Genomic DNA, 21,659 nt, shown 5'->3' with positions numbered 1-21,659 from the left:
GCTATGGATTTTTGGGTTGAACGAGCTCATAATCTTCCAGCGTTTGATAAAAGTCGGCCATCACGCCATCCCTATCAAAGTTTTCCCAAACCCATATCTTTCTTGGGTTTTCAGGCCTTTCCTCCCATTGATTGTCAATTAAAATCGGGGCTGGAACCTCAGATTTCTCACCCCAGTTTGGGTTCTTTAATATTGCCGCTGCAACCATGTCAAACAAGGCCCTGGAAGGAGGATCACCATGATAATCTATATGTTCAAACAGACTCACTGCATAATCACCAAAAGTGTGAAACTCACCTCCATGCCTACCTGTAATGGGCTGCTGTATTTTGGGCCCCATGCCGGGAATTCGTTCATTGATTTCGGCTTGTGTTACCTTCACTGCATCCGTTCCGCTAGGCTCTCCGTACCGAACTGTAACCATTTCAAATGGCACCTTGGTGTTGAGCACATAATTCATAGAAACTGTGTCATTGTCCTGATTGTATTCTCCGGGCTTTGGATAATTGGAACCCAGCCAAACCACCCGCATCTTTTCAGCGATGGAAGGATCTTTTTCCAAAGCCAGTGCCACATTGGTCAGTTTGCCTACTGCAAGCAGTATCAATTCCTCCCCGGTATCCCGGTTTGCCTGCTCAATAATGAAATCAACACCTGCCTTTCCGTCAAAATCAATCGCGCCAACTTGATCCCTGATAGCATCAAATGAACCATCTGCACCTTTCAAAAGCGGTATTTTCCCATAGCGCTTACCCAGCTGAAGAATTCGTTTGGCCTCTTCATAATGTTCATCGATATTGCCACCACTCCAAGTGGCATTTACTGTCACACCTTCCAGGTCAAATGTTGGCCCATTGACCAAAATGTACATCAGGGCAAACTGGTCATCCAATTCATTATTGGCATCAGTATCGTAGATCAACCGGATTTTGGCTTTCTCCTTATCTGCTACGACTTCTGACTCCGTCTTCTCCGCTTTGCAGGAGAAAAGCAGAATTGCACAGATAAGTGTAAAAAAGAAATGGTTTTTCATAGCTTTTGGGTTTGTTTCATTGATTTGATTATTATTCTTCTGTAAGCAGTGAGGGAAGGAGTTCCATGGTCCTTTACCTCCAATATCAAGTGGATACTGTCCTCTCCAATATCCTTGGGTATGATGAATTCTTGTTTCGCCTGGGAAGGATACTGGATTTCAAAGTTGCCTGTATAGCCATCTGCCATGTCGTACCTGAACCAGTTAAAGGAAAGCGTATCTCCATCAGGGTCAGCGGATGCACTGGCATCTAAGGTAATTACTTCGCCGGGCCTTACTGACATGTGTATGACCTGTCCCGAGGGATGGCCAGTGATGACCGCATGAGGCTCCCGGTTGACTTCGCCGGGCTCTTTTACTGACCACAGCAGGCGGTTTTTAAAACTGTTGTTGACGGCTTTATCCCAACGGCTGAGTTCGGTCTGAGGGATGCCACAGGTAGAATAGTAATTTTCGGGAAAACCATCACCCATTTGCTCAAACCTAGATCCCCAGCTTCCCTGAGTGGGGTCTAGCGGATCATTCAATCCAAAGACTGAACTCAAGAGGTAAAAATAGGAAGGACTGTCACCCTCACCTCCGTTATCATAAATCTCCGACATTGGTCCATGCCCATTGACTTCATTGGGCCCGATCGGTTTTTGCCAATCCGGATCTCTACTCCACACGTAATGCCAGAAATGGCCATTATCATACATTACAGAACCCAATGTAACAGGTTCTTGGCCGTAGGTCGGAATAGCCGTTCCAAAGTCTGCACAGGTTTCTTCCTGCATTTTGAGAAAATCCGCAAAAAACTCAAAAGAGATGTCCTGAAAGAGTATTCCAAACAGGTGCAATTTGGGAAGCAATTGTCTGAACTTTTCCTGACCGTGTTTTTCCCTATAGCGATGCAAAGCCTGTACAAAAGTAATGGTACCTCCCCAGGCCTGAATGAAGATGGGCCTGTCGTCCTCCTTTTCAAAAACCTCCACCAAAAAATCACTGCCCTCGGAGTCTTTGGGTTCTCCTTTTGGAGTCAGGCCTTCTCCGATCCAATGATGGTAATATACCGAATCCCAAGAGCTTGTCACATATCTATCCGCAATATTGTCCGAAAATTCCAGGGTATTGGTCAGCCAAATAATAGGCAGTGCGCCTCTTCCTCTTTTGGTGATCGCCAGCAATTCTTCATAAGCGGGTAAGGCAGGATCATGCTTCCTTAATTGTGGCAGTTCTTCCTGATAAGCATTCAAAATGGACATGGCCTTGTCCCAGGGACCTGTATCATCATGGTTGAAATCGGGAAGCTGATTGGTAATGATCATGGCTTCCAGGTCAAAGTGAGAGGCATAATAAAGGTAGCGGATCAGGGAATTTCCATCATCATGGGTCATGTCTGTGAGGATTACCGTCCTGTATTTTTCACTTAGTTCATGCTGGGGCTGCTCGATTTTTGGCTGGCAATGAAAATTGGCCCCCAAAATCAAACAAAGAATAAGAAGCAAGTTGGTTTTCATAGGTTTGGGTTTTTAATGCTTTTAGGAAAAGGAGCTTAGAGATCCTTCAAATAGGGTATAGAAGACTGCGCCCCCATTTTCTGTACCGAAAGGGTGGCCGCTTTCAAAGCAAAACGGACTGCTTCTTCCATACTATGTTTATTACCTAGAGCTACAGCCAGTGCCCCATTGAAAGTATCTCCGGCAGCAGTACTGTCTACTGCTTTTACCTTTTGGGTGGGAAGTATTCCCTGAAAATCCTTACTGTGGCAGTAAGCACCTGAAGCTCCCAAGGTAATGATCACATTTTCCACACCTTTGGAAATCAGTGCAGTTGCAGCAGTTCTTGCAGAGGCCTCGTCCAATATGCTGATGCCTGTAAGTTGCTCCGCTTCTGTTTCATTGGGTGTGATCAAAAACAGCCCTTCCAAAATTTCTCCTCCCAAATCTGCAGCCGGTGCTGGGTTCAGAATGGCATTTTTGCCCAGCTTCTTGGCCAAAGACAAGCATGCCTTTACTATCTCCATGGGTATTTCCAGCTGCACCAATATTACCTTAGCTTCGGCAAATACCTTCTCTGCCCTGCCGATGTCCTCCTTGCTGATATGGTGGTTGGCACCCGGAGCAACTATAATGGTATTTTCCCCACTTTCATCCACTGTGATCAGGGCCACTCCGGTGGATTGCTCTGGGTTTTGTCTTACATAGCTGATATCAATTCCTTCCTTGATAAAATTTTCGAGACTGCTGTCGCCGAATACGTCTTTTCCTATTTGTGAAACAAAACTAACGTCCCCGCCAAGTCTTGCAGCTGCAACGGCCTGATTGGCTCCTTTTCCTCCCGGTATTAGAGAAAACTCGCCCCCTATGATAGTTTCTCCGGGTTTGGGAAAGTGTCCTGTCTGAATGACCATGTCCATATTGGAACTGCCGACCACCAGAATTTTGGGTTTTTTGATCATTACCTTACAAATAAATTTTTGCGCCTTTTATCAAACTAAATCTCGGGACTGGCTGATTTTAACTTTCTTAACTTTCAATAAAGCTCAAATTAAAGTAATATTATACTGTACTATCTGAAAAGTAACAAATTATCCTATGACCAAAGGAAAATTTACCTGATAGACTATATTAACCTTAAACCCATTGTCAGATGAAAAACAACAAAAGCACTTTTTCCCGAAGGAAATTTCTCGGGACGTCCCTGCTGAGTGCAGCAGGCTTATCTTTTTTACCTAAAACCGGACTGGCTGCATCTCCACAATTTTTCGAAGACCACCACGAAATCCGGCTAGGATTTATCGGAGTAGGAAGACAAGCCATGGGCATTCTAAATGGCATGATGAGGATTCCCGGAGTCACTGTCTTGGCTTGTGCCGATGTATATGAGATCAAAAGGGAGCGGTTCAAGCAGCGCGTTACCCGCATCAGCCAGGAATTGGGCAAAAACGACCCAAAGGCGGAAGCTTATGCCGACTACAAAGAACTCCTCAAAAGAGAGGACATTGATGCGGTAGTAATTGCCTCTCCGGACCATTGGCATGCCCTGATGGCTATAGATGCCTGTAATGCAGGAAAAGATGTCTACCTCGAAAAGCCGCTTACCCTTACCATCAAAGAAGGGCAGGAATTGGTCAGGGTGGTAAGGAAAAACGGGACAGTATTGGCCGTAGGCAGTCAGCAGCGGTCTGAGCATAACTTCCAGCATGCTGCCAGGATGGCTTTGCGTGGAAAAATCGGTAAGATCAATCAGGTATTGGTGCATGTAGGCCAGCCGGAACACCCTAAGCCCTATGACCTGGAAGAACAAGCTGTTCCTCAAGGCCTGGACTGGCAAGCCTGGCTGGGTCCTCTGCCATACATGCATTTCAACGAAAATCTCAATCCGCCCATTACTCTGGATCCCGCACAGGACGAAAAACTTTGGGGAGCATGGCGTTGGTTTAAAGAGACCGGAGGCGGTTACATGACCGACTGGGGAGCACACATGTTTGATATTGCCCAATGGGGTTTGGGCATGGACAGAAGTGGACCTGTAAAGGTCATGCCAGGAACAGACAGTTCTCCTTTGACCTATAAGTATGCCAATGGTGCGGAAATGGTGGTCGGACCCTTTGATGATGGAAGACAGGGGGTAAAATTCATTGGTGAAAAAGGCTGGATCAAAGTGTCCAGAGGCCAGTTTGATTCGTCTGACAAAAGCCTGATCCCTGACATGGATAGGTCAAGACCGGAATACTCTCCCCATTATTTTGATTTTATCGATTCTGTTTTGAAAAGAAAAGACCCTATTGTCCCTGTAGAGGTGGGGCACAGCACCTGTGTCATTTGTACCATAGGAAATATTGCCAATGAGCTGGGCAGGCCACTGGACTGGGATCCTGAAAAACAGAATTTTCCCCATGATTGGGAAGCTCAATCGCGGTTGCATTACAACTACGAAAACGGCTATTCACTTTAAACCCTAAAACCATGAAAAACAGAAGATTATTTTTAAAAACAACAGGTGCTTTGGCCTTGGGTGCCATGCTGAAGCCATCAGGGATATTGGCCATGCCTTTGGCCAAAAAAGCCATAGGGTTGCAATTGTACTCACTTAGAGCGGATATGCGGGAAGACCCCCAGAATACCCTTCGTCTCGTGGCGTCTATTGGCTACAAAAACCTGGAGACTGCCAATTACAATGAGGGGCAGATTTATGGAATGGAGCCGGTATTCTTCAGGAAATACATAGAAGACCTAGGGCTGAAAATGCGAAGTGCCCATGTGGGTGGTCCCAGATATGAGAAATCCAAAAAAGACGAAATTCTGGATTGGTGGAAAAAAGCAGTTTCTGACCACAAAGCCACTGGTGCCAAGTACATCATCAAGCCTTCTATGCCCATTCCTACCAGTATCAGCGAACTCAATGAATGGTGCGATTACTACAATGCCATAGGAGAAGTAGCCAAAAAGGGCGGGATGATGTTTGGGTTTCATAATCATGCCAGGGAATTTGAACAGATCGAGGGTAAAATCATGATGGATCACATGATAGAAAATACGGATGAAAAACTGGTTTTCTATGAGCTGGATGTGTATTGGGCACAAAAAGGAGGTCAGGATCCTGTTGATTACCTGAATAAATATCCGAAAAGGTTCCCTGTGTTGCACATTAAGGACGAGGAAGAAATCGGAGCAAGTGGAGAAATGGATTTTAAGGAAATCTTCGAAACCGCTTACAAGCATGGAATGAAAGACTTTTTTGTAGAAGTAGAACGTTACAATTACGAACCCATAGAAAGTGTTCAAAAGAGCTTTGAATACCTCAAAAGTGCTTCATTCGTAAAATAAGCTGCATGATGTCCTCAAAAAAATACCTCAAACCAACCCTGATGCTTTTGGGGTTGGTTTGCTTTTTTTACGCTCCCTCCAATGCACAGCAATTTTGGGAAGCCCGATGGCTTTCCTTGCCTGCCTCGGAATTGCCGGATTATGCGGTGGTACATGCCAGAAATGTCATGACGCTCGATGAAGTGCCTGAAGAACTTAATGTGGACCTTTCTGCTGTGATAAGGTACAAATTGTATGTCAATGGGACCTATGTAGGTCAGGGCCCAGCCAATAATGACCTGGAGCATTATTCCTATGACAGCTACAACCTGGCTACCTACCTTCAGAAAGGAAAAAATGTGATCGGGCTAACGGTCTTTTCTCTTGGAGAAATGAACCCGGTCAGGTACCATGACCTTGGTTTGAGGTTTATTCTAAGGAGTCAGGAAAAAGCCTTCGAACAGCAATTGAACACTGGGACTGCCGACTGGAAAGTCTGGGTGGACAATTCATATGAAGCTACTTTTAGAGGCAAGGATTTCGATGTGCTGGGCTATTTCGCCATGGGTGGTGGCGAGCAGATTAATGGGGCTGCATATCCCTGGGGTTGGATGGAGGCTTCTTTTTCAGATAGTGACTGGAAGCAGGCAAGGGCAGGAGACAGGGGCATTCCTTATGGCCACACACATAGCTATGGACATGCTGAAATCAGCCTAAGCCGAAGGGAGATTCCCATGATGGATGAGGGAGAAGAAAGCAAACCCAAAATCCGGAAAACCGAGGGGTTTTGGGATGATCAGAATTTGGAAAGATGGAGCAAAGGTGAATCAATGGAGTTTCCTGCCAATACCGAAACCACCCTGCTTTTGGATCAATCTTACCTTACCAAAGGGCATACGCAATTTACTTTTTCCGGGGGAGAAAATGCTATAGTGGAAGTAGGCTATGCCGAAACCCTGTTTTATGAAGACAATAGCCAAGGGCACAGAGATGAAATAGAAGGCAAACGGTTTATTGGACAGATGGACCGCTACCTTCTCGATGGAGGTGATGGCAGGGTGTTTACCCAGTTGCTTCCCCGAACTTGGCGGTACATACAGGTCAAAATCAAAACGGGAGGTACATCATTAAAATGGGACAATTATATTGCGCACAAATTTATTTATCCTTTTCAACAGGCTGGTAAGTTCGAAACACCCTTTGAAATACATGAGCAAATATGGGAAACAGGATGGCGAACGGCTTTGCTTTGTGCAGATGAGACCTACATGGACTGTCCCTATTATGAGCAATTGCAATACATAGGAGATACAAGGGTACAGGCTTTGATTTCTCTATATGCAGCGGGGGATGACCGCTTGATGAAAAACTCCCTGCGGCAATTTGCCCATTCGATCACAGATGAAGGCATTGCACAGAGCAGATACCCATCCAACCTTCGGCAGATGATCCCTCCATATTCCCTGTTTTGGATCAATATGCTGCATGATTACTTTATGCACAGGGATGATCCACAATTTGTCGAGGACTACATTCCAAAGATTTTGTCCATTTTGTTTTGGTTTGAAAATAAGATGGAAAGTAACCACCTTCTTGGTCCTATGCCATGGTGGTCTTACACAGACGTTACCGGATGGGAAATGGCCTCACCACCGGGCTTTAAAGAGGGCGGTTCGGTGGTGATGACTTTGCAATTCGTCTATGCCATAGAAGAGGCACTGCCGATTTTGGAAGCATTTGGCAAAGACTTATTTGTGCAGTATTTCTCAGACTTATCCACAAAAATCAAAGCTTCCGTCTACCAAAATGCCTGGGATGAAAGCAGGCAAATGTTGGCAGATAGGGTGGATAAAAGCAGTTTCAGCCAACATGCCAATATTTTCGGTATTTTGACCAATACAGTTCCCGAGGCAGAGCATAAATCCTTATTCCAGCGGATCATTGCGGAGGAGGACATTTCCAAGGCCAATATCTATTTCCGCTTTTACCTTACCCGGACAGCTCAAAAATCCGGCAATGGAGATTACTTTATCAACAACCTGGATACATGGGAAAACATGTTGATGGAAGGACTGAGCACTTTTGCAGAGCATGAAAACAAAACCAGGTCGGACTGCCATGCTTGGAGTGCTAGTCCCAATTTTGAGTTTATCCACACTGTATGTGGCATACAACCCAAATCCAAGCACTTTAAGGAAGTATTGATCGCTCCCAATCCAGGGCACTTATCCACATTTGAGGGTGTGATGCCACATCCCAATGGCCCTATAGAGGTGAAGTATGATTTCTCTGAGCAATATGCGGAAATCAGCCTTCCCGAAAACCTAACAGGTGAATTTATCTGGCAGGGAAAATCCCATGCCTTGAATCCCGGAAACCAAACCATAAAATGGTAAAACCTATTTCATTATGAAAAAGCTACACTTATCCACACTTCTTTCTTTGACCATTCTGCTACTCCTAGCATGCGGCAGTCAGGAGGAAAAGCAACAAGAATCAGAAGGCCAAGAGACATTTGTACCTAATCCCCAAGAACTCCCTGAAAAGGAAGTTCCCAAACTGGCAATTGGAGATAAAGCTCCTTTTTTCCGGCTTCCCAATGTAGATGGAAGTTATGTGTCCATAGATGATTTTGAGGATTCAGATGTTTTGGTCATCAATTTTACCTGCAACCATTGCCCCACAGCCCAAGCTTATGAGGAGCGCTTTATCGATTTGGTAGATGATTACAAAAACAAAGGAGTTGCTTTTGTGGCCATTTCTCCCAATAGCCCCATAGGATTGCTGCCAGAGGAATTGGGCTATACCGATCTGAGCGATGATTTCGAAGCCATGCAGATCCGGTACAGGGATATGGACTACAATTTCCCTTATCTCTATGACGGTGATGTGCACGAATATTCTTTGGCCTATGGGCCTACGGCCACTCCACATGTTTTTGTATTTGACAAGGAAAGAAAGCTGAGCTATTCAGGGAGGCTGGATGCTTCGGAAAAGCCCGGGACAGCCAATGCGGAGGACCTTCGGAATGCCATTGACAAAACTTTGGCAGGAGAAGCATTGGCGGAAGATAAGGCCATTACACCTGCATTTGGATGCTCCACCAAATGGGCCTGGAAAAATGAATACACCAAGAAAGTAAATGAAGAATGGAAGCAAAAGCCTGTAGAAGTAGAGAAAATCTCTCCGGAAGGCTTGGCACAATTGCTCAAAAACGAGACCGATGAGCTCCTGTTGATCAATTTCTGGGCAACCTGGTGTGGACCATGTGTGGTGGAATATCCTGAATTTATAGAAATACAGCGCATGTATGGGGGCAGGGATTTTCAGTTTGTCAGCCTAAGCATGGACAATCCCAACCAAGAGGATAAAGTGTTGAAATTCCTGAAAAGCAAATACTCTGCTGTACCTAATTACCTAATAGACACGGAAGACAAATATGCTGTCATAGATGTAGTAGGAAAAGATTGGGACGGAAGCTTGCCCATTACCCTTCTTATTGAGCCTGGAGGAAATATTGCCCATAAAGTAATGGGAGAAATAAAGCCTCTGGAATTGAAAAGGGCAATTGTAGATCATCCTATGATTGGGAGGTATTATTGAGTGAGCGATTGGTGAATAAGTTAATTGAGATTTACGAAGTACGATTTACGAGGCTTTGACCATACTCCAACTCATCTTGTGTCTTTTGTCTAGCGTCTTTAGTTTTAAAATGATTTACGAAGTACGAATTACGATTTACGAGGCCTTGACTATACTCCAACCCTTCTTGGTTCATCGTACTTGGTACTTGGTACCTTTCTCATATCTCGTATCTCACGCCTCATGTTTGTTATTTACGAAATAAGATTTACGAGGCCTATTACTCACTCCAACCCTTCTTATATCTTATGTCTAGCGTCTTTTGTCTTAAAATGATTGAAGAAGCCGTTTCCATACTCCAACCCTTCTTGGTTCATCGTACTTGGTACTTGGTACCTTTCTCAAATCTCTTGTCTTACGCCTAATGTCTCGTATCTTTATTTATAAATTTAATTGTTCACAAATATATATATGCTTATGGCCAAATTATCAGAAGATCCGAGTTTTCCTTTTTATGTGGCCTCAAGGCTATTTTCCCAAGCTTATAGGGAGCCTTTAGCGGAAATTGGACTCACTTATCCACAGTTTTTGGTCATGATGGTACTTTGGGAAAAGGATGGTCAGATGGTTTCCCAGATTGGTCAAGCCCTTCAGTTGGACTCAGGTACCTTGACACCCTTGCTTAAAAGGCTGGAATCAGCCAACCTGATCAAAAGGGTCAGGTCGGAGTCCGATGAGCGAAGGGTAGAAATCGAATTGACTTATCCTGGAAGCAACCTGCAGAGAAAAGCACAAGAAATCCACACAAAAGCCATGGAGATTTTCAACAACTGGGAAGAAAAAGAGTTGAAACAGTTGAGGTCATTGACTGAAAAACTTATTTCTACTTTTAACGCATCTTGATTCTATGGAGAAAATAACGAAAAGCTACACGGCTACAGCCACCAATACCGGTGGTAGAAACGGACAAGTCAAAACCGATGATGGCATGCTTGATATTCAATTGGCCATGCCTAAAGAGATTGGCGGGGCAGGCGGCAAGACCAACCCGGAACAGCTATTTGCAGCAGCCTGGTCATCTTGTTTTGCAGGAGCTTTGGGAGCCGTTTCCAAAAGAGTAAATACGGATGATGCCAAAATCAGCGTGCAGGTACACTCGGGAGAGGCAGAAAACGGAGGTTATGGATTGGCTGCGGATATTTTGGTCAAGATTCCCCAAGCTACTTCGGTGGAAGAGGCACAGAAATTGGCCGATCTTGCCAACAAGCACTGCATGTATTCTAAAGCCGTAAAAGGCAATATTGAGATAAATGTGAAAGCAGTGGAGTGAGGTTTCTTAGGAAGTCGCAATGATGTAAGGGTTATTGAAGATTATGCTTACTTAGGGCGTGCTGAAAAACGCCAACTGGAGAATAAATGCTTTAAATTTTGATGAATACCCCGATTGTCAGGTATTTTCTTTTTAAGCAGGTGCACGCTTATTTAAATGTTATAGCTTGATTTCCGTGCTCCATAAAATTTTAAAATTCGAAATTTTAAGGCTAGCCTCAGGCATACCATCTTCTTCATTGGGCTCACTCGAAGTATAAGCATACATCTTCATTCGCCCGCTTTGAATCTGGCATACCTGAGACTTTTTCAGCAAGCCCTACTTAGGTCCACAGACCTCAGTCCAATGTTACAGGCCTGTTTCCATTTGTGATTTACGAAGTACGATTTACGAGGCCTAATTTATATTCCAGCCTCTCTCGGTTCTTCGTACTTGGTACCTTTCTCATATCTCGTATCTCACGTCTTTTATTTACGAAGTACGATTGACGAATTACGAGGCCTTTCCCATACTATAACCTTATTTCTGGCGCCTTTGCGCCTCCCGATTTTCGGGACAGGTTAGGCGCGAACCTTTAATACCACGAAGGCACTAAGACACCAAGATGACTTATCCTTGTCATTTTGAACGAAGTGAAAAATCCATTTTGCCTATCATGAACAGACCCCTCCTTCGTCGGGGTGACAAGGAAAAGCCTTTTCCATACTCCAACCCCTCTTGGTTCTTCGTCCTTTGTACTTGGTACCTTTTTCCTCTCTTTCATCCTCCCATAAAAAATCTGGGCAAGCTTAGCTACTTTGCAAATTCTGAATAAGCCTAAAAACTGTAAATTCAGAAGGCCTCATCATGGAGATTCCAAATTCTAGCACTAGCCTTCCCTCAGATACATCCTGCTGATTCATGGTATGGCCTAAGCCGCACCTTACGTAAAAAGCATTTTCTATAGTACTCCCCTGAAGCGCACCTTTTCTCCATAACATCTGCAAAAAATTTTCTGTCATTACCCTGACCTTGGTCCATGTATTGGGGTTGTTTGGCTCGAAAACCACTTTTTCCAAGGCCTCCTTCACGGAGCTTTCTACCATAATTGCCAAGCGACGTACAGGAACAAACCTCCACTCGTTGTCATTGCCCGCCAATGTCCTGGCGCCCCAAAGCAAGAAACCTCTTCCTGGAAACTCTCTGATCACATTTACTGATTTCCCATTTAAAATGTCCACATTGAAATGTTGCTGTTCACTCTGTGAAATGGCTGAAGTCAAGCTTTTAATTCCCTGAAGGGAAACGTTGGCTGGAGCTTTCCAAACTCCCTGACGGGCATCCATATCAGCAAATACCCCTGCTACAAAAGTAGAGGGAGGAAGTATGGGTCTCAATTTCCCAATTTCTACTATCGCAGTTCTAAAATGTCTTGGATTTTGCCTAAGAAGCTCAGCTAAAGTCAAATTTTGTTTTTTACCGCTTTCATCAATTAGTGAAACAGCAACTTCAGATGGTTGAAAAGCATAATTCAACTTACTAATGATATGAGGGAAATACGCAGCAGAAAAGCTCAACCCATTGCTTTGCAATATCCCATTTCTGAAATCTGTCAACATATCCAGGCAGGTCGTGTCTTCTCTGGGAACATCTACCAACAAAAAGCGAGTACGCAATTCGGCACATTGCGCTGTTGCCTTTGCCAAAAGTTGGTAATTAGCACTTTTTCCCAAAAGGCCGGCAGCATCCGGAAAGGATAGAAGTGATATCCTTTTTTCCTTGCGACTTTCTTCCAGTCCACTCAGGTAGTCTCCTAACTTCGCATTGCCCCCGGTTTTCCCTATAGAAACTATAAAGCAATTTTTTCCTCCATTTTCAAAAAAGGACTGGATTCCGTAATATAGCAGGCATGCATTGGGCTTGTTCACCAGTGCATGAAAAGTAGGGGTAGTATTCAAATTGATTTCAAGGGAAATACCTTGTTCCTGTCCGGCTGATCCGAAAAATGTGCTGTATTCTTGAAGAGAGGAGATCATTTTTGGAACCCCAGTCAGGTCAATTCCTGAATTTTCCCCGGAGCACTGTGTGTATCCAATAAATGCAGGTATGGCTGTTTCTACTTCTGCAATATGGGTAGGGGCCAAGGAAACCTCTTCTACATAGACCCCAGGGCTTCTGAAATTTTTAAAAAAGGGATTCGGTTTGGTCATAGCAGCAAAGGTTTGTTAGGGTTGAATAAAGTTAAGGATTTTATAGAAGGGATAAAAAAGAGTTGCTTTGCCAGGTATTGAGGGGGTTATTGGGTGAAAAGTCGAGGGTCCATCGCCATCTGTCCTATTTCATATCATTGATTTACGAAGTACGATTGACGATTTACGAGGCCTTGACCACACTCAAACCCTTCTTGGTTCTTCGTACTTTGTACTTGGTACCTTTTTCTCCTCTGCGATACTTGGCGCCTTAGCGTGAACCCTTTCTTCCTCCCTATTCGAACCCTATTTTTTCACCAAGCAAATAATTGTTTTATGAATTTTGAAATTAACCTAGTACCTTTTTCCGCTGTAAAGTTTTCTGGATAAGTATACCGGAAAACCAATATTACTCAAACCATTAACAATACACCCATGAATAGAAGAGACGCACTACGAAGTCTGGCTTTGGTGACAGGCGGACTTGTATTGGTACCTTCATGTGATTTTTCCCAAGAGGATATTCTCGAGGCATATGACAGGCTCAAGGTCACCCCTTCCATGAAGTCTCTATTGGCAAAAATTGCCGATACCATCATCCCTCCCGGAGAAATCAAAGGAGCAGCAGACCTTGAGGTGCCGGACTTTATTCTGGTCATGGTCAATGACTGCCTGGATGAAAATGCCCAAAAGTCATTTATGAATGGCTTCAATGGATTTGAAGATTATGCAAAAAGCAAATCCGGATCAGCCTTCGGAGAATTGGACAACAAGCAAAGGGAGGAAGTGGTCCTGACAGGGCTTCAGGAAGAGTCGGAAGACAAAAATGAGCTAAGGGCTTTTTTAGGTACCACCAAAAGATTCACCGTTCAGGGCTTCCTATTATCTGAATACATTCAGACAGAAATCAAACCCTACTCACTCATTCCTGGAGACTATCAGGGAGAAGTGTTGATCTCATCATTAAACTCAGAAAAAATCAATGGCTAATTTCAATATAGACGCAAAGCAGGACCGTACTTATCAGGCCATAGTGATCGGTTCGGGAATCAGTGGCAGTTGGGCAGCGAAAGAACTGTGCGAACACGGGGTGAAGACCCTCGTACTGGAAAGAGGAAAGGATGTCAAGCATATCAAAGATTACCCTACCACGAATATGCTGCCTTATGAATTTGAGCACAGAGGGCAGATCACAGAAGAAGTCAGGAAAGAAAATCCCGTAGTGAGCAGGTGTTATGCTTTCCGGGAAGATGCCCAGCATTTTTTTGTGAAAGACAAAGAGCATCCATACGTTCAGGAAAAGCCCTTTGACTGGATACGTGGCTATCAGGTGGGAGGCAAGTCCTTGCTTTGGGCAAGACAGGTGCAGCGATGGTCTGATTTTGACTTTGATGGACCTGCCAGAGATGGTTTTGCGGTGGATTGGCCTATTCGGTACAAAGACCTGGCCCCTTGGTACAGCCATGTGGAAAAATTTGCCGGGGTATCGGGCAACAAAGATGGACTTCCGCAATTGCCTGACGGGGAGTTTCTGCCCGGCTATCCGCTCAATGTAGTGGAAAAGCACTTTCAGCATCAGCTCAAAAAACACTATGGTGACAGCAGACACATGATTTTGGCCCGCTGTGCCCATATCAACGGTAATTTTGATTACTACGCCCAGCAGGGACGGGCAAAGTGCCAAAGCAGGAACTTATGCCAGAGGGGATGTCCATTTGGAGGGTATTTTTCTGCCAATGCCTCCACACTTCCTTGGGCCGAAAAGACCGGTAACCTTACCCTCAGACCGGATTCTTTAGTCCATTCTATCATTTATGATGAAGAAAAAGGAAAAGCCACAGGTGTAAGGGTCATAGACCGATTGAGCAAAGAGATGGAGGAGTTTTATGCAGATGTGATTTTTGTCAATGCCGCAGCCCTGAATACCAACCTGATCCTGTTGAATTCCACTTCCAACAGGTTTCCAAACGGACTTGGCAATGACAATGGCTTGTTGGGCAAATATGTGGCTTTCCACAACTATAGGGCCGGAGTATCGGCGGATTATGAAGGACATTTGGAATACACCACTGAGGGAGGCCGACCGACTTCGGGATATTTCCCAAGGTTCAGGAATCTTGAAAAGCAGGAAACCGACTTTCTCAGAGGTTACGCAGCAGGCTTCAGTGCCAATAGAGGACCTTATGCCGATCAAAATGGTATTGGGATGGAATTAAAGGAAAATATACTCAACCCCGACAAATGGGGGCCGTGGAGAATAGGCTCACACATGATGGGCGAAACCATCCCAAAAGAGTCCAATTATGTGGCTTTGGACAACAGTCTTAAGGATGAATGGGGCATACCTCAGCTCAAAATCAACGTGGACTATGATGACAATGACGAAAAGATGATCAAAGATTATTTGGAGCAGACTTCTGAAATGTTTGAAAAAGCAGGATTTGTCAATATCAGAACCAGGGATGACCACCGTGCACCTGGGCTTGATATTCACGAAATGGGAGGCGTGAGAATGGGTAAAGACCCAGCGACTTCCTTGCTGAATGGAGATAATCAGCTACATAGCGTGCCAAACGTATATGTTACAGACGGGGCTAGCATGACTTCCACAGCTACACAGAACCCATCATTGACGTACATGGCCTTCGCTGCCAGGGCGGCGCACCATGCCATGAAGAACTTATAACTTTAGATCCATCTTCAGCACGTAACTGTCCGCTGTCATAAACAAGGTCTTTTCGTCAGTAGAAAAAGCACAATTGGAGGTGGCCTCCCCGGTATGAATTCTGGCTAAGGCCTCTCCTTCTGGGCTAAAAACCCAGACTCCTCCGGGACCTGTGGCAAAGATCACACCGGAGGTATGCACTTTCATGCCATCAGGCAAGCCCTTGTACCCATCCCGACCTACTTTGTCAGTGGCATCAAAAAACAGGTTTCTACTGTTGAGATTTCCATCCATATCCACCTCATACACATACCACACGGCCAGATCGGGATCGGAATTTGCCACGTACAACAAGCTCTGATCCGGGCTGAAGGCCAGTCCATTGGGTCTTGTAAGCCGGTCAAGAAGCTGCAGTTCACCCGAATTTCTCAGTACATACAATCCCTGAAAATCCAGCTCCTTGGCAGGATCGTCCATGTTTTTTTCCAATCCATATGGAGGGTCACTGAAATACATTCTACCCATAGCATCATAAACCACATCATTGGGGCTATTGAGCCGTTTTCCCTCATAGCGGTCTGCCAATGTCACAAATGAAGCTTTGGGCTCATCCAAGGGGCTGTCCATATAGGCCATCCTACGGTCCCCATGTTGGCACATGACCAAGCGTCCTTCGGGTGAGAATACCAACCCATTTGCACCCACTTCGCCTCCCCGATCGGTATCCCCGGTATATCCGGATGGTTTGAGGTACAGGCTTTTATTTCCTTGCATGTCCACTTTGAAAATGGAGTTTTGGGGAATGTCTGTGTATAGCAATGCCTGTTCGGCTTCCCACCACAGTGGCCCTTCGGTCCAGTCATGCCCCTCAGCCAGAATGATCAAAGGCGTTTCAGGATCAATCAGTTCCAAGGCCCTGTCATCAAAGATTTCTATAAAGGCATTTTCTTTGGTGGGAGTAAAAGTACAAGACATAAGAAAGATCAGTATGATGGTGATACAAAATGAAAATTTATGCATACCTGAATGGATAAGGTTAAAGTATCAACTAAATTAAATATTATTGTGTGGAATGCCTGCATTTTAATGCTGTTTTAAATCACCAAAAATGAAGGAGTCGAATAAAAAGATCACTTTCATCGATATTGAAGTAGAACCCAATAGTGGAAAGATATTGGATATTGGAGCAGTCAATTCCGATGGAAACACCTTTCATTCCCGAAATACGGGTGATTTTCTGGATTTCATAAAAGACTCCTCATTTTTCTGCGGCCATAATATACTCGGTCATGATAACGTTTATTTCGAAAAGATTGGAATTGTTTTTCCCCATATCATCGATACCCTTTACCTATCACCACTGCTTTTTCCCAAACAGCCCTATCACCATTTGGTCAAGGATGATAAACTACAATCTGACAGTCTCAATAACCCTTTCAATGATGCCCTAAAAGCTAAAGCACTGTTTTTTGATGAGCTAAGTGCTTTCAGGTCCTTGGATGAAGGTATTCAGGAGATTTTTTATGCCCTATTGAATCAAACCGACGCTTTTAAGGGGTTTTTTGAATTTCTGAATTTCAAAAAAAATGTGGATAAGCCTGCGAAATTGGTCCGTGAAAAATTTAAAGGTTTGCTCTGCTCTCACTCGGAACTGGAGAAAATGGTCGGTGAAAAGCCTCTTTCTTTGGCCTATGCCTTATCACTTATCCACAGTGGGGACCGCAATAGCATTACTCCGCCCTGGGTTCTTCGTCAATTCCCTGACACAGACAGGCTTTTGACCCTTTTGAGAGGCAGACCTTGTTTGCAAGGCTGTACTTATTGTAATGAAAAGCATGATATCCACTTGGGTTTGCAGCAGATTTTTGGCTTTGATAGGTTCCGGTCATACGGTGGGGAGCCTTTGCAGGAAAAGGCTGTACAGGCTGCGATGGACGGTAAATCTTTATTGGCCATTTTCCCTACAGGTGGAGGTAAATCCATCACTTTCCAATTGCCCGCACTGATGGCCGGAAGAAATGAAATGGCGCTTACAGTGGTAATTTCCCCCTTACAATCCCTTATGAAAGATCAAGTGGATAATCTTGAAACTATGGGCATCACCGAAGTAGTCACGATCAATGGTCTCCTCGACCCTATTGAAAGGGCTAAATCCTTTGAAAGAGTAGAAGATGGTTCCGCTTCCCTGCTTTATATTTCTCCGGAGTCACTTCGTTCCAATACTATTGAACGCTTATTGCTGGGCAGGAAAATTAACCGCTTTGTCATCGATGAAGCACATTGTTTTTCTTCATGGGGACAGGACTTCAGGATTGATTACCTGTATATCGCAGATTTTATCCGTTCACTTGAGCAAAAGAAAAGATTGCAAGATCCAATTCCCATTTCCTGCTTTACGGCCACTGCCAAACAAAAAGTAATTGAAGATATCCGAAAATATTTCCAGGAAAAGCTAGGCTTGAACCTAGAAATTTTCCGCTCTACGGTATCCCGGACAAATCTGAAATTTGAGGTGGTGGAAAGAAATAGAGAGGATGAGAAGTATGCCGCTCTCCGTGACCTATTGGAGGCCAAACAATGCCCCAGCATCATCTATGTTTCCAGGACGCGTAGGGCTTTTTTACTGGCAGAAAGGCTGAATAAAGACGGTTTTCAGGCAAGGGCCTACCATGGTAAAATGGATAAAGCGGAAAAGACCGAAAACCAGAATGCCTTCATTTCAGGAGAGGTGAACATCATGGTCGCCACTTCGGCATTTGGTATGGGTGTGGACAAAAAGGATGTGGGGCTTGTGGTTCATTATGAGATTTCAGATTCACTGGAAAACTATGTACAGGAAGCAGGCCGTGCAGGCCGGGATGAAAACATTGAAGCGGACTGCTTTGTACTGTTTGATGAAGAAGACCTCAGCAAGCATTTTATCCTGCTCAATCAGACCAAACTTACTATCAAGGAAATTCAGCAGGTGTGGAAGGCCATAAAGGAACTTACACGCTACCGTAAGCAGGTATCCAATTCTGCTTTGGAAATTGCAAGAAAGGCGGGTTGGGACGATTCTATCATGGATCTGGAAACCCGGGTGACCACGGCTATAGCTGCTTTGGAAGATGCTGGGTATTTAAAAAGAGGTCAGAACATGCCCAAAATTTTTGCCAGCAGCATTCAGACCAAAACTGCGCAAGAAGCCATTTCCAAAATTGAATTGTCCACAATGTTTTCGGAAAAGCAAAAAGAAAAAGCAGTCCGGATCATCAAAAAACTTTTCTCCTCCAAAAGTCGAAAAAAAGCCAAAGACGAAGAAGCAGAGGCAAGGGTCGACTACATCGCAGATCATCTGGGCATGGTCAGGGAGGATGTAATCGAAATCATTCAATTGCTCAGGGAAGAGAAAATCCTTGCGGATGCCAAAGACCTAAAAGCCTTTGTCCGTAAATCCGAAAATATCAACCGCTCCTTGGAAATTGTGGATTCCTTTGGACGTTTGGAAAATTTTTTACTTCCGCTTTTATCCCAAAAGGCAGAAGTGTATAACCTCAAAGCCCTGAATGATGCTGCTGAGTTAGAAGGCTTGCAAGGGGTCACTCCGGCCCTTATACGCTCAGTATTCAATTATTGGAGCATCAAAAATTGGGTGGACAAAAGGTTTTCCAAAACCTCCAAAAACCACGTGGAACTCAAATTGAACCTGCCCTTGGAAGAGTTGAAGGAGAAGTTTCACCAAAGACATGAAATTGCTAAATTTATCATCCATTACCTTTTTGAACATGCCGATTCTCCGGACAATGATCTGCCGCTATTCTCCGGGGAGATGTCAGTGGATTTTTCTGTTCAGGAACTCAAAGAAGGTTTCGGAGCCTCTTCAAGTCTTTTTGTAAAAAATTGTACCTCAGCAGAGGTGGAGGATGCCCTTTTTTACCTCTCCCGAATAGAATCTCTAAAAATAGAAGGTGGATTTCTCGTTCTTTATAACAGGCTGACAGTAGAAAGAACCATAGAAGACACTCGTTCCCGTTATAAGCAGGAGGACTATCAGAAATTGGAGAAATTTTACGAAAACAAGGTGCAGCAGATCCATATCGTAGGAGAATATGCCAAAAAGATGATCGCCGATTATCAGGATGCCCTGCGCTTTGTCGAAGATTACTTTCAGATGAATTATTCCGCATTTCTCAACAAATATTTTAAAGGCGAGAGACAAAAAGAGATCAGCCAGAACATCACCCCGGCCAAATTCAAGCAACTTTTCGGTGAACTGTCACCTGCCCAATTGAAAATCATTAAGGACAAAGACTCCAAGTATATCGTGGTGGCGGCGGGTCCTGGCAGCGGCAAAACCCGCATACTTGTCCACAAACTGGCAGCCCTTCTCTTGATGGAAGATGTCAAGCAGGAACAGTTGCTGATGCTTACTTTTTCCCGGGCGGCGGCGACTGAATTTAAGAAGCGGCTGATGGACCTGATCGGAAATGCTGCCTTGTATTTGGACATCAAGACCTTTCATTCCTATTGCTTTGACCTCTTGGGAAAAATGGGGACTTTGGAAAAATCAGATGAGATTATCGCACAGGCCACCAAACTCATCAGGGAAAACAAAGCAGAGATCAAAGAAATCACCAAGACGGTGTTGGTCATCGATGAAGCCCAGGACATGAGTGCAGAAGAATATGCTTTGGTAGAAGCCCTGATGGATCAAAATGAAGAAATGAGGGTCATTGCCGTAGGCGATGATGACCAGAACATCTACGAATTCCGGGGATCAAGCTCCCAGTATTTGGAAAGGTTTATCACAGAAAAGAAAGCCGTCAAGTATGAGTTGGTGGAAAATTTCAGAAGCAAGAGCAATCTCGTGGACTTCAGCAACCAATGGGTGGAAACCATTGCCCAAAGACTAAAGCATACTCCCATCATGGCCAAGGACCAAAGTCCCGGTGAGCTCAGGCTCACAAAGCATATTGGGGATTTTATGGTCAGGCCTTTGGTGGATGAGGTTTTATCCACAGACCTGAACGGTACTGTCGGCGTACTGACCAAAACCAACGAAGAAGCCCACAAAATAGTAAGTTTGCTAATTCAGAATGGCCTTCCTGCAAGCTTGGTCCAAAGCAATGATCTTTTCAATCTGCTTAACCTATATGAGGTTCGGATATTTTTCAAAGCACTTAAACTTCAGCCTGGGGAATACACCATTCTGGAAGAGAAATGGAATTATGCCAAAGAGGTTTTGATAAAGGAATTTGGTCACAGTACCCACTTCGATTGGGTCAGCAACATGTTGGAGGATTTTGAAAAGATCTATCCCAAGGTCAGGTTTAAAAGTGACCTGGAAACATTCATCTTGGAGTCCCGAATCGAGGATTTTTACAGATTGTCTTCTGAAAGCATATTGGTTTCCACTATTCACAAGGCCAAGGGAAAAGAATTTGATCAGGTATTTCTGATGCTTCAACAGAAGCAGATCAGAGAAGAAAAAGAAAAGCGATTGCTTTATGTGGGGATGACGAGGGCAAAAAGTCTGCTTTCCATTCATTACCAAGGTCAGTATTTGGACACATTGAAAGTTAATCAGATGAAATTCAAAGAGGAATCCAATCTATTCGAAGATACCGATACCCTGATCATGCAGCTGTTGCATAAGGATATCTTTCTAAGTTTTTTTCATAGCCGACAGCGGGAGGTTTCCCGACTCAGACCTGGGGAAAAGCTCAGGTTTAACGGGCAGGATTGCCTTAATGCCCAAGGACAGCCTATACTTCGTTTTTCATTTGCTTTCCAAAAAACCATTGAGCAGCTTGCAATGAGAAATTACCTGCTGAAAAGCGTCAAGGTCAATTGGATGGTGTATTGGACGGATTCCGATACGGGAAAGGAAGCTTTGGTGGTGTTGCCAGAGGTGGTTTTTGGCAAAAGTGAAGTGAGTGGGGACACTGATTTAGATAAAAGAAACTTGTGATTAGAAAAATCCTCCAATTTTTATTCTGAAGTGATAAAAATTAAATCCATTTTGGTTCAAAAAACAGGCAGGCTTGACCTGATCCAATATTTTTACAGAACAGGACTAAATAATATACCAAATCAATTTACAAATTGTAAA

The 21,659-nt window shown here is 44.2% G+C and carries 14 protein-coding genes; 9 read left to right on the top strand and 5 right to left on the bottom strand.

Annotated features, from left to right (window positions below):
• Position 1: 1 nt before the first annotated feature.
• The 3 genes from EGN73_RS06445 to rbsK are packed head-to-tail and all read right to left on the bottom strand — an operon-like array spanning position 2 to position 3,473.
• On the bottom strand, positions 2 to 1,033 hold the full coding sequence (locus tag EGN73_RS06445; protein WP_219287726.1) for a nucleoside hydrolase: 1,032 nt from the start codon (positions 1,031 to 1,033) through the stop codon (positions 2 to 4).
• A complete protein-coding gene (locus EGN73_RS06440; protein ID WP_219287725.1) occupies positions 1,030 to 2,532 on the bottom strand; it encodes a nucleoside hydrolase-like domain-containing protein in 1,503 nt (500 codons plus the stop codon). Before EGN73_RS06440 ends, EGN73_RS06445 begins: the two co-directional genes overlap by 4 nt.
• A gap of 35 nt (positions 2,533 to 2,567) precedes the next feature.
• Positions 2,568 to 3,473, bottom strand: a complete 906-nt coding sequence (gene rbsK, locus EGN73_RS06435) for a ribokinase (RefSeq protein WP_219287724.1) — start codon at positions 3,471 to 3,473, stop codon at positions 2,568 to 2,570.
• Between the two features lie 191 nt (positions 3,474 to 3,664).
• Here rbsK and EGN73_RS06430 point away from each other — a divergent pair, with 191 nt between their 5' ends.
• The 6 genes from EGN73_RS06430 to EGN73_RS06405 all read left to right on the top strand — a co-directional run bounded on the left by EGN73_RS06430 (position 3,665) and on the right by EGN73_RS06405 (position 10,735).
• Entirely contained in the window at positions 3,665 to 4,972 is a 1,308-nt protein-coding gene (locus EGN73_RS06430; protein WP_219287723.1) for a Gfo/Idh/MocA family protein, read from the top strand.
• Between the two features lie 11 nt (positions 4,973 to 4,983).
• Positions 4,984 to 5,844 (top strand): sugar phosphate isomerase/epimerase family protein, encoded by an 861-nt coding sequence (locus tag EGN73_RS06425; RefSeq protein ID WP_219287722.1) that lies wholly within the window; start codon positions 4,984 to 4,986, stop codon positions 5,842 to 5,844.
• A 5-nt stretch (positions 5,845 to 5,849) separates the two neighbouring features.
• A complete protein-coding gene (locus tag EGN73_RS06420) occupies positions 5,850 to 8,219 on the top strand; it encodes an alpha-L-rhamnosidase-related protein (protein ID WP_219287721.1) in 2,370 nt (789 codons plus the stop codon).
• A gap of 13 nt (positions 8,220 to 8,232) precedes the next feature.
• On the top strand, positions 8,233 to 9,426 hold the full coding sequence (locus tag EGN73_RS06415; protein ID WP_219287720.1) for a redoxin domain-containing protein: 1,194 nt from the start codon (positions 8,233 to 8,235) through the stop codon (positions 9,424 to 9,426).
• Between the two features lie 456 nt (positions 9,427 to 9,882).
• Positions 9,883 to 10,308, top strand: coding sequence for a MarR family winged helix-turn-helix transcriptional regulator (locus tag EGN73_RS06410; protein ID WP_219287719.1), 426 nt, complete (start codon positions 9,883 to 9,885; stop codon positions 10,306 to 10,308).
• Positions 10,309 to 10,312: 4 nt separating this feature from the next.
• Complete coding sequence (locus EGN73_RS06405; protein WP_219287718.1) at positions 10,313 to 10,735, top strand: Ohr family peroxiredoxin; 423 nt, start codon at positions 10,313 to 10,315, stop codon at positions 10,733 to 10,735.
• 788 nt (positions 10,736 to 11,523) lie between these two features.
• Here the strand turns inward: EGN73_RS06405 and EGN73_RS06400 are convergent.
• Positions 11,524 to 12,924, bottom strand: coding sequence for a phage tail sheath family protein (locus EGN73_RS06400; protein ID WP_219287717.1), 1,401 nt, complete (start codon positions 12,922 to 12,924; stop codon positions 11,524 to 11,526).
• Between the two features lie 414 nt (positions 12,925 to 13,338).
• Here EGN73_RS06400 and EGN73_RS06395 point away from each other — a divergent pair, with 414 nt between their 5' ends.
• Complete coding sequence (locus tag EGN73_RS06395; protein ID WP_219287716.1) at positions 13,339 to 13,893, top strand: gluconate 2-dehydrogenase subunit 3 family protein; 555 nt, start codon at positions 13,339 to 13,341, stop codon at positions 13,891 to 13,893.
• Positions 13,886 to 15,589: a GMC family oxidoreductase gene (locus tag EGN73_RS06390; RefSeq protein WP_219287715.1), complete on the top strand. Its 1,704-nt coding sequence runs from the start codon at positions 13,886 to 13,888 to the stop codon at positions 15,587 to 15,589. Before EGN73_RS06395 ends, EGN73_RS06390 begins: the two co-directional genes overlap by 8 nt.
• Here the strand turns inward: EGN73_RS06390 and EGN73_RS06385 are convergent.
• Complete coding sequence (locus EGN73_RS06385) at positions 15,584 to 16,588, bottom strand: SMP-30/gluconolactonase/LRE family protein (protein WP_219287714.1); 1,005 nt, start codon at positions 16,586 to 16,588, stop codon at positions 15,584 to 15,586. The genes EGN73_RS06390 and EGN73_RS06385 overlap by 6 nt on opposite strands.
• 88 nt (positions 16,589 to 16,676) lie before the next feature.
• Here EGN73_RS06385 and EGN73_RS06380 point away from each other — a divergent pair, with 88 nt between their 5' ends.
• A complete protein-coding gene (locus tag EGN73_RS06380) occupies positions 16,677 to 21,518 on the top strand; it encodes a RecQ family ATP-dependent DNA helicase (RefSeq protein WP_219287713.1) in 4,842 nt (1,613 codons plus the stop codon).
• Positions 21,519 to 21,659: the final 141 nt, after the last annotated feature.

It is taken from the genome of Arthrospiribacter ruber (assembly GCF_019343195.1).
Lineage (GTDB): Bacteria > Bacteroidota > Bacteroidia > Cytophagales > Cyclobacteriaceae > Arthrospiribacter > Arthrospiribacter ruber.
The sequence above is the reverse complement of the archived record's forward strand: the minus strand, read 5'-3'. Positions and strand labels throughout refer to the sequence as shown.